The sequence below is a fragment of the Elstera sp. genome (assembly GCF_044372965.1).
In the GTDB taxonomy this organism is placed as follows: Bacteria; Pseudomonadota; Alphaproteobacteria; order Elsterales; family Elsteraceae; genus Elstera.
In genome coordinates, this window is the sequence record NZ_JBILQX010000143.1 from 1 (window position 1) to 9,270 (window position 9,270).

The window sequence follows — 9,270 nt, forward strand, 5'->3', positions numbered from 1 at the left end:
CTGCGCAATCAAAACGAAGCCAAGCCCCAGGCCGATAAAAATCAAACCGGAGATAAAATCCTTCGGATGGCGAATCGACAGTGCCATTGAGCGTTACCCCTCCCAGGAGTCACAGTTTTTTTATCGATTTTTTACCGACGATCTTACTTGAGACAAGCCTGAACACCCCGGTCAGAGCGCCCCGCAGTTTCCCTGTAAATCAGCCTAGCAAAAAGGGCGGAGAAAAACCCCGCCCTTTCGTTAGACGGTGTCGGATAGATTAATCCGCATAAACGCCCGCAGCCTTAATGATCGGCGACCATTTATCGATCTCGGCTTTCACATGCTTACCGAGAGCGTCGGGGGTCGCCCGGTCGGGGCTCACCGGTTCGGTGCCGAGTTCGGCGAAACGCGTGACGACGTTCGGATCTTTCAAGGCTTCTTTAAGCGCCGTGTTCAGCTTGGCAATCGCAGCGTCGGGCGTGCCTTTCGGCGCGTAGAGCCCGTGCCACACGGCAACCTCAAAGCCCGGCAACCCGGCTTCATCCATCGTCGGGACTTCGCTCAACGAGGCGACGCGGGTTTTGGTGGTGACACCGTAAACCTTAATCTTACCGCCCTTGATTTGGCTGGTGGTATTGGTCGTCTGATCGCACATGAAATCGACCTGCCCGCCAAGCAAATCATTCATCGCAGGGCCGGTGCCCTTGTAGGGAACCGTGGTCAATTCGCTCTTGATTGCGGTCATGAATAGCATGCCGCACAGGTGCGAGGCCGAACCAACGCCCGCATTGGCGTATGAGACCTTATCCTTATTCGCCTGGGCGTAGGCCACCAGCTCTTTCAGGTCTTTCGCCGGAAAAGCGCTTTTGGCGACGAAGGTCATCGGCACATCGGTAATCAGGCCGATCGGCGCGAAATCATTCAGCGTGTCATAGGGCAGCTTGCGATACAGCGCGACGCTGGTGGCGTGGCCGATGTGATGCAGCAACAGCGTATAGCCATCGGGGGCCGCTTTGGCGACGCGCGCCGCGCCCAAGGTGCCGCCCGCCCCGCCGACGTTTTCGATAATCACCTGTTGGCCAAGCGATTTGCTCATCGACTGACCAACGAGGCGCGCGACCGTATCGGTCGGACCACCGGCGGCGAAGGGCACCACCACCGTTACGATTTTATTGGGGTAATCCTGGGCCGAAGCTGCGCCTGCCAGCATGGTCGCGCCCGCGAGGGCCGATAAAAGAAACCGGGTCATCAACGTCTCCTCCGAGTTTTATTTTATTCGTTGAGGGTTCAGAATAGCCCTCGGGTTAACGCCCGGTCCATTGTGGTTTTCCGCAAGCGAGCCCTGGCAGAGGGGCACACGCGAAGACTTCGATGAATAGGCGTTTCCAACGGCTTCGGAATTGCTTTAGGCTCCGGCCATGACCACGCCCGAGCTTACCCATAATCTGCCTGAACTCTCGGTGGGGCAGCTTTCCAGCGCCCTGCAACGCACCGTCGAAACCGCCTTTCCGCGCGTGCGGGTGCGCGGCGAGATTTCGGGCTTCAAACGCGCCCCCTCCGGCCATCTCTATTTGAACCTGAAAGACCCGGACGCCGTGCTGGGCGCGGTGTGCTGGAAGGGCGTTGCCGCCCGCCTATCGATCCGCCCGGAAGACGGGATGGAGGTGATCGCCACCGGCAAGCTCACCACCTTCGCCGGGCAGTCGAAATATCAACTGGTTATCGATCAGATGGAACTCGCCGGGCGCGGCGCGCTGCTGGCCTTGATCGAAGACCGCAAGCGCCGCTTGGCCGCCGAAGGGCTGTTCGAGGCCGCGCGCAAGCGCCCGCTGCCGCTGCTGCCGCGCATCATCGGCGTCATCACCTCGCCCACAGGGGCGGTGATCCGCGATATTCTGCACCGCTTGAACGACCGCTTCCCCCGGCCCGTGCTGGTTTGGCCCGTGTTGGTTCAGGGCGAGGCGGCAGCGGCGCAGATCGTCGCCGCGATTGAAGGTTTCAACCGCTTGGTGGAAGGCGGGCGCATCCCCCGCCCGGACGTGCTGATCGTCGCGCGCGGCGGCGGCTCCATTGAAGATCTGATGGCGTTTAACGACGAAGCGGTGGTGCGCGCGGCGGCGGCCAGCGCGATTCCGCTGATTTCCGCCGTCGGCCATGAGACCGATACCACGCTAATCGATTTTGCCTCGGACCGGCGCGCGCCCACCCCCACCGCCGCCGCCGAAATGGCGGTGCCGGTGCGCGCCGATTTACGCCAAGCCGTCACCGAACGCGGCCAGCGGCTCGATCAAGCCGCCGAGCGGATTTTGCAGGACCGCAATTTACGTCTGGATGCTTTGGGGCGCGGCCTTACCGATCCCCGCCGTGCCGTCGCTGAAGCGCGCCAGCGGTTAGAGGATCGCGGCCAGCAGCTTCACCGGAGCATGCGCCAGCGCTTGGCACTATCGCGCGGGCAGGTGGAAACCCTGGCCGCCCGTCTGCCCCATCCGCACGCGCAAATCGCCCTTGCCCGCAGCCGCTTCCAGGCCGAAGCCCGCGCGCTGGAGCAAAGTTTTACCCGACATCTCACCAGTGACCGCCAGCGCCTCGCCGCGATTTCCGCCCGGCTGCGCATCGATCCCTGGCGGCAGGAACTCACGCGGCAAGGGCAAGGCTTGATCCAACTCGCCGCGCGCCTCCCCACGGCCTACGATCAACAGCGCCGCACCCGCGCCGAGCGGATCGCCGGGCTCGGGCGTTTACTGGAAAGCTATTCTTACAAGGGCACCCTGGCGCGTGGTTTCGTGGTACTGCGCGACGAGGCGGGGGCCTTGCTCTCGGGCGTCGCAACCCTCGCCCCCGGAACCCTGGTGACGCTGGAAGCCCAGGACGGTAGCCGCAAGGCCGAGGTTCTGGAGGAGGGCGGCAATCCGCGCCCCGCCCGCTCGCGCGCCAAAGCCCCGCTGCCGAAGCAGGAGAGCCTGTTTTGATTCGCCGCCTTGCCCTACTCGCCGCCCTGCTGGCCCCGCTCGCGGCTCATGCTTTCACCTTAGATGCGCCGGTCGAACAGGGGCGGCTCATTCGCGGGCAGACCAGCCCGAAGGCGACCATTCTGCTGGATGGCAAGAAGCTGCCCGTGTCGCCGGAAGGGAAATTCGTCTTCGGCCTTGCGCGCGATGCGACGGGCACGATCACCCTCACGGAAAACGACACGGCCAGCGTGCTACCGATAGCGCCCCGCGCTTGGGATATTCAGCGGATCGAGGGGTTACCCCCCGGCAAGGTGAACCCAGACCCGGAGGGGCTAAAGCGTATTCAACGGGAAGCGGCGCTGATTAAAGCGGCCCGGTCGCAGGTCACGGATTTAGGCGGGTTTGTCGAAGCCTTCCGCTGGCCCGCCAACGGGCGCATCAGCGGTATTTACGGCTCGCAGCGGATTTTGAATGGCGAGCCGCGTGCGCCCCATCTGGGGCTCGACATTGCTGGACCAACGGGAACGGTCATTCGCGCCCCCGCCTCGGGCCGGGTCGTGCTCGCGGAACCCGATCTCTTTTTTACGGGCCGCACCGTGATGATCGACCACGGCCACGGCGTTGGCTCGATCTTCGCCCATCTATCGGCAAGTTCGGTCACGGTGGGACAGGTGATTACCGCCGGTCAGGAGATCGGAGCGGTGGGTGCCACGGGCCGCGTGACCGGCCCGCATTTGCACTGGGGGGTCTATTGGGGCGCGGTCACACTCGATCCACTGCCCCTCATGCCGACCCCTGTGCCCCCGCCCTTACCCTAGGGCTGCGAGCGCCGTCACCGCCCGTTCGCGCGCGGCGTGGTAAGTGCGGGCCGTGCTTGCCGCTTCCAGCGCCACATTCGCGATCCGGTCCCGCTGCCATCCCGGCAGGGAATTGAACGCGCGCCCGGCGGCGGCCTTGGTTTTGCCTTCCAGATCCTGTTCCAGCGTCCGCGACAGGATTTGATAGACTTTACTGACTTCGCCGACCACGGCCCCCGTTGCCGTCAGCAGGATCGTCATGGCTGACCGTTCGGCGGCCGGATCGATTAACGTACTATCGGAAACAAGCTTGAGATGCGCCATCGACCCTTCTCCCTTAGCGATTGAAAGGGACGATAGCGCATATTTTCTGCGGCTTCCAGAGGGTTTATTAAAGTAATTTCTTACGAACTGAGGCGAACCGCATAACCCATTGAATTTAAAACGTCTTACCCGTTATACGGTCTCAAACCCAATTTCACTGAGACGCGCTTGCATCGCCATCTGCGTCAAGGCATCAAGCCGCAACGCCGCGAAAATCTTAACCCGATGTTCGAGTTGGCGAAAGGCCTGACGGAAGGCATTCACCTGGGCCAGATCATCACCGTTCGCCGTGGCGGACACGGGATCGTCCACTTCCCAATGGGCAATCATCGGTTGCCCCGGCCAGGACGGAAGCGTGTCGGCGGTCAGCGTATCACCGACCACGAAAATGAAATCCATCACCGGCGAGGCTTCGGCGGCGAACTCGTCCCAGCTTTTGCTGCGGAGCGTGCTGACCGGCATATTCAACGACTGCAACAGGCGCTCGGCATAGGGGTTGACCGTTCCCGCCGGGCTGCTGCCCGCGCTATAGGCCTTGAAGCGGCCCTTGCCCCAATAATTCAGGAGCGATTCGGCCATAATGCTGCGCGCCGAATTTTGCGAGCAGAGGAACAGCACATTGTAGATCTTATCCATGAGGCACACCCCGGCTGACCGTCGCACGAAAGACGACAGTGTAAGGGCGTAACATCGCTTGATTGCCGTATGATGACGTTTACGGAATCTTGACGTATTCCAAAACACGCCCGCAAAAAAACCGCCGACGCGCGGGGCGTCGGCGGTAAAGGCACCAAGGGAACTGACGATTAGTCTAACAGGGGCGGGTTAAGCCCGGATTAACCCCGGCGATGGCCTTCTTTACGCAGTTCGCGCATTTTTTCCTTCTGCTCCGGCGACAGGCCGTCCATCACCTTCTTCATGGTGGTGCGGAAGGTTTCGCGCTCGGCCTGGGTCATTTGGTCGGGGGTTTTGCCGCCGCGCGCCTTATCGAGTTCGGTCTTTTGCTCCGGCGTGAGGATGCTTTCCATCGCGCCGCGCATCTTTTCCATCCGCTCGCGCATCGGCTTATGAGCCGCGTCGAGCTTGGTTTTTTGCTCCGGCGTCAGGCTCGCCATAACCTCATCGCGGGCTTTGCGCATCCCATCGCGGGCGCTATCGAGCTTGGCTTTTTGTTCGGGCGTCAGGATTTCCTGCATCGCTTTATCGTGACCGCCAGGGCCATGCATACGATGCGGGCCACCCGCACCGTCTGGGCCAGGACCGGCAGCAAAAGCGGCACCGGCGAGAATCGTGCTTGCAGCAAGGGTCATCAGAAAACGGTTCATGATCGGGGCTCTTTTTTGTTCAGGTGAGTGATGTGAGGCCTCGATATGGGATAGGGGGCTTCCCCTGGGTTCATCCCCAGGGCATCATTTTTTCGATGCGCGTTTCCTGCAGGACCGCCATGTAACTCTTGATTGGCTTAACGACCCGGCCCCATCTATCCCTCTAAGAGAGCCGGTGCCGCTTGTGGGCCGGGCTGGAGAGATGAGGCTGACGTGGATCACGCTCCCGATAAATGGTATGGCACAACCGTTCTGTGCATCCGCAAGAACAATGAAGTTGTGATTGCCGCCGATGGTCAGGTGACGTTCGGCAATACGGTGCTGAAGCATAATGCGCGCAAAGTGCGCCACTTAGCCGAGGGCACCGTAATCGCCGGTTTCGCCGGGGCGACGGCGGATGCCTTTACCCTGTTCGAGCGCTTGGAAGCCAAGCTCGAAAAACACCCGAAACAGCTCACCCGCGCCTGCGTGGAACTGGCGAAAGATTGGCGGACCGACCGCTACCTGCGCCGCCTTGAAGCGATGATGGCGGTCGCCGATAAAGAAGTGTCGCTGATCCTCACCGGCAATGGCGACGTGCTGGAGCCTGAGCACGGTATTATCGGCATCGGTTCCGGCGGGCCGTTCGCTTTGTCGGCGGCGCGGGCGTTGATCGATATTGATGGGCTGGATGCGGAAGCCATTGCCCGCAAAGCCATGCGCATCGCGGGCGATGTCTGCATTTACACGAATCACAATGTTACCCTGGAGCGGTTATGACCAATTTCAGCCCGCGTGAAATCGTCTCGGAACTCGACCGCTACATCGTCGGCCAGGGGGATGCGAAACGCGCCGTGGCCATTGCCCTGCGCAATCGCTGGCGGCGGCAGCATCTGCCCGAGGCCTTGCGCAACGAGGTAATGCCGAAGAATATTCTGATGATCGGGCCGACCGGGGTGGGGAAAACCGAAATCGCCCGCCGCCTCGCCCGCCTCGCCAATGCGCCGTTCCTGAAAGTGGAAGCGACGAAATTCACCGAAGTCGGCTATGTCGGCCGCGACGTGGACCAAATCATCCGCGATCTGGTTGATATCGCCATCGGCCTTGCCCGCGAAACCATGCGCAAGGACGTTGCGGTAAAGGCCGAAGCCCGCGCCGAAGAGCGGGTGCTGGATGCGCTGGTTGGGCAAAGCGCAAGCCCAGAAACCCGCCAAAAATTCCGCAAGATGCTGCGCGACGGCCAGCTTTCCGACCGCGAAATCGAGCTTGAACTGCAAGATACCGCCCCGTTCCAAATGCCGGGCTTCGATATCCCCGGTATGCCCGGCGGCCACGTGGGGGTGATGAACCTTCAAGATATGCTCGGCAAAGCCTTCGGTGGCGCACGCACCAAGACCAAGCGCATCACCGTGGGCGAAAGCCATGCGATTCTCTTGGCCGAGGAAGCCGATAAGCTTTTGGATGAAGAGCAGGTGGTGCGCGCCGCGATTATGGCGGTGGAGGAGAACGGCATCGTATTCTTGGACGAGATCGATAAGATCTGCGCCCGCTCCGAGCGCGTTGGCGGCGACGTAAGCCGCGAAGGCGTGCAGCGCGACCTGCTACCGCTGATCGAAGGCACGACCGTTTCCACCAAGCACGGGCCGGTGAAAACCGATCATATCCTCTTCATCGCCTCCGGGGCCTTCCACGTGGCCAAACCCTCGGACCTGCTGCCGGAACTGCAAGGCCGCCTGCCGATCCGCGTTGAGCTTAAGCCGCTCTCGGTGGAAGATTTGCGCCGGATTCTGACCGAGCCGGAAGCCAGCCTGATTCGCCAGTATGAAGCGCTGATGGCAACCGAATCGGTCACGCTCACCTTCGCCGAAGAGGCCATCGACGCGCTGGCCGAACTCGCCGCCGAGGTCAACCGCTCGGTCGAAAACATCGGCGCGCGGCGGCTGCATACGGTGCTGGAACGGCTGCTGGAAGAAATCAGTTTTTCGGCACCGGATTCACCGGGCTCGGAGATCACGATCTCTGCCGCTTACGTGGAAGAGAAGGTCGGCACGCTGGCGAAGAAGACGGATTTGTCGAAGTTTATTCTGTAGGAACCCTCGTATGCGGGCGGTGGAAGGGTGCCTATTCCGCCGCTCCGCGCATCACGGCGATTTCGGCGTGATACCCTAGCGCTGCCAGTGCCCGATCAATCTGGTCCATTCGGCTGTTACGCCGCACGGAAAGATTGCGGGCCGCTTGTGAGGGCGAGCCGCCGATGCGCTCGGCCAACTGAGCGCGGTTCAACCCCGCTTCGAGCCTTAAATTATGCAGCGCGATTTTCGCAGCGACGAGCGTACCAAGATCGATCACGGTACCTTGCCCCGCGCACGGCAGCGGGATCGGACGATCCAAATCCATCATCAATTCGATCATGGTCAGCAAGGCATCGCGCGCCTGCACTTCGGCTTCAGCCTCCGTTGCCCCTTCCGTAATAACACCGGGAATATCATGGCAGGTTACGAGGAACCCCGTCTCCCCCATCGGCTGAGGTACAATCTGAACTGTGTAACGGGCATGCATAGCCGTCCCCCCTCTCAAAACACCGGTTTACTTTAGCCCCAACTGCTTCAGAATCGCCTGAACGGTCCCGGTCGCAAGATCGTGGTTGGAGCCATGAACCGGCACGACCGACAGCGCCCCATTCTTTGGGTTCATTAGCTTCCGATGGCTGCCCTTACCGGGTAAGATGATGATGCCATGGGCTTTTAAAAGGCGAAGAAGCTCGCTGCTTTTCATAGCCGCTATCTTTACCACATCTGATATTTTGGAGAAAGCGTACCCCATAGGCTTTTAGATGTAACAAAGATTGACTCCACGCCCTCCGTCCCTTATACGGACAAGCCATTTTTTTCGGGAGTTCCCATCGTGAAGCGCACTTATCAACCGTCCAAGATTGTCCGTAAGCGTCGGCACGGCTTCCGCGCCCGCATGGCGACCGTCGGCGGCCGGAATGTTCTGGCGAGCCGTCGGGGCCAGGGCCGTAAGCGCCTGTCGGCCTAACACCCGACCCATCGGAAGACTGGCGGCAGCGTTTGCTGCCGCCTTCTGTTTTTGGGGTTCTAGCTAGGGTTCCCATGCGAACGCCGCTTTATCCCCTCAAGCGCCGCGCTGATTTTTTGCGGGTTGCCGCCTTGCGCCGAAAATGGGCCATGCCCGGCCTCGTGTTGCAAGTTGCGCCCAACCCGCTTGACGACGCCGTGCGTCCCAGAATCGGCTTTACCGCCAGCCGTAAGGTTGGGGGAGCCGTGCAGCGGAATCGCGCGCGCCGACGCCTGCGCGAGGCCGTGCGGGCCGTTCTGGCCGCCCACGCCAAACCCGGCCTTGATTACGTGGTCATCGCCCGCGAGCAGACCGTAACGCGCCCCTGGCCCGACTTGCTGATTGATATGGAGGTGGCGATGCGCCGCCTCAAATCTTGGCAGGATCCGGCATGAGCGCCCCGAGCCTCACCGCCCGGCTGCTGCGCGGGGTAATCCACCTCTATCGCGGCACCCTGTCCCCGCTATTGCCGCGCGCCTGCCGGTTCGAACCGAGCTGTTCGGCCTATGGGCTCGAAGCGCTCAGCCTCCACGGCGCGGGCCGAGGCTCCTGGCTTACCCTCAAGCGTTTGTGCCGCTGCCATCCCTGGGGAGGGTACGGGTATGATCCCGTTCCCCCCGTTTCGGGCTTTACCGACCCTGACACGTCTTCGGGCTTGCCGCCTGGCCGTTTTTCGGCGACACAAGTCGCCTCTTCCCCGCCCTCCCGCGATCCGTAAGGCTGCCTTCAAATCATGGAACAACGGAACCTGATCCTTGCGATCGTGATTTCCATCGCCATTCTCGTCGGCTTCCAATTCTTCGTCGAGCAGCCCAAGCCGCCCGCGCCGAGGCC

13 protein-coding genes are annotated in these 9,270 nt (G+C 61.6%); 7 read left to right on the forward strand and 6 right to left on the reverse strand.

Annotated features, from left to right (window positions below):
• Positions 1-259: 259 nt before the first annotated feature.
• A complete protein-coding gene (locus ACIQ36_RS15190) occupies positions 260-1,231 on the reverse strand; it encodes a tripartite tricarboxylate transporter substrate binding protein BugD (RefSeq protein ID WP_395830793.1) in 972 nt (323 codons plus the stop codon).
• A gap of 169 nt (positions 1,232-1,400) precedes the next feature.
• Here ACIQ36_RS15190 and xseA point away from each other — a divergent pair, with 169 nt between their 5' ends.
• Positions 1,401-2,951 carry an exodeoxyribonuclease VII large subunit gene (gene xseA, locus ACIQ36_RS15195; protein ID WP_395830796.1) on the forward strand — a complete coding sequence of 517 codons (1,551 nt, stop codon included), beginning with the start codon at positions 1,401-1,403 and terminating at the stop codon, positions 2,949-2,951.
• Complete coding sequence (locus ACIQ36_RS15200) at positions 2,948-3,751, forward strand: M23 family metallopeptidase (protein ID WP_395830799.1); 804 nt, start codon at positions 2,948-2,950, stop codon at positions 3,749-3,751. The genes xseA and ACIQ36_RS15200 overlap by 4 nt, the downstream gene beginning before the upstream one ends.
• On the opposite strand, the gene ACIQ36_RS15205 is transcribed toward ACIQ36_RS15200, so the two are convergent.
• From ACIQ36_RS15205 to ACIQ36_RS15215, 3 genes are all read right to left on the reverse strand, one after another.
• Positions 3,743-4,054: a hypothetical protein gene (locus ACIQ36_RS15205; RefSeq protein WP_395830802.1), complete on the reverse strand. Its 312-nt coding sequence runs from the start codon at positions 4,052-4,054 to the stop codon at positions 3,743-3,745. The genes ACIQ36_RS15200 and ACIQ36_RS15205 overlap by 9 nt on opposite strands.
• 132 nt (positions 4,055-4,186) lie before the next feature.
• On the reverse strand, positions 4,187-4,690 hold the full coding sequence (locus tag ACIQ36_RS15210; RefSeq protein WP_395830805.1) for an arsenate reductase ArsC: 504 nt from the start codon (positions 4,688-4,690) through the stop codon (positions 4,187-4,189).
• 200 nt (positions 4,691-4,890) lie between these two features.
• Positions 4,891-5,379: a hypothetical protein gene (locus ACIQ36_RS15215; RefSeq protein WP_395830808.1), complete on the reverse strand. Its 489-nt coding sequence runs from the start codon at positions 5,377-5,379 to the stop codon at positions 4,891-4,893.
• A gap of 213 nt (positions 5,380-5,592) precedes the next feature.
• Here ACIQ36_RS15215 and hslV point away from each other — a divergent pair, with 213 nt between their 5' ends.
• Complete coding sequence (hslV, locus tag ACIQ36_RS15220) at positions 5,593-6,138, forward strand: ATP-dependent protease subunit HslV (protein WP_395830811.1); 546 nt, start codon at positions 5,593-5,595, stop codon at positions 6,136-6,138.
• Positions 6,135-7,448 (forward strand): ATP-dependent protease ATPase subunit HslU, encoded by a 1,314-nt coding sequence (hslU, locus tag ACIQ36_RS15225; protein WP_395830814.1) that lies wholly within the window; start codon positions 6,135-6,137, stop codon positions 7,446-7,448. The genes hslV and hslU overlap by 4 nt, the downstream gene beginning before the upstream one ends.
• A gap of 31 nt (positions 7,449-7,479) precedes the next feature.
• Here hslU and ACIQ36_RS15230 read toward each other — a convergent pair whose 3' ends face one another.
• Together ACIQ36_RS15230 and ACIQ36_RS15235 are read right to left on the reverse strand one after the other, a co-directional pair.
• Positions 7,480-7,917, reverse strand: a complete 438-nt coding sequence (locus tag ACIQ36_RS15230; protein WP_395830817.1) for a hypothetical protein — start codon at positions 7,915-7,917, stop codon at positions 7,480-7,482.
• 27 nt (positions 7,918-7,944) lie between these two features.
• The gene (locus ACIQ36_RS15235; protein ID WP_395830820.1) at positions 7,945-8,133 is read right to left on the reverse strand and encodes a type II toxin-antitoxin system HicA family toxin; all 189 of its coding nucleotides are present in this window, start codon (positions 8,131-8,133) and stop codon (positions 7,945-7,947) included.
• A gap of 129 nt (positions 8,134-8,262) precedes the next feature.
• On the opposite strand from ACIQ36_RS15235, the gene rpmH reads away from it, so the two are divergent.
• From rpmH to yidD, 3 genes are all read left to right on the forward strand, one after another.
• Complete coding sequence (gene rpmH / locus ACIQ36_RS15240; RefSeq protein WP_084627882.1) at positions 8,263-8,397, forward strand: 50S ribosomal protein L34; 135 nt, start codon at positions 8,263-8,265, stop codon at positions 8,395-8,397.
• A gap of 74 nt (positions 8,398-8,471) precedes the next feature.
• Positions 8,472-8,831, forward strand: a complete 360-nt coding sequence (rnpA, locus tag ACIQ36_RS15245; protein ID WP_395830823.1) for a ribonuclease P protein component — start codon at positions 8,472-8,474, stop codon at positions 8,829-8,831.
• Positions 8,828-9,154 (forward strand): membrane protein insertion efficiency factor YidD, encoded by a 327-nt coding sequence (yidD, locus tag ACIQ36_RS15250; RefSeq protein ID WP_395830826.1) that lies wholly within the window; start codon positions 8,828-8,830, stop codon positions 9,152-9,154. Before rnpA ends, yidD begins: the two co-directional genes overlap by 4 nt.
• Positions 9,155-9,270: the final 116 nt, after the last annotated feature.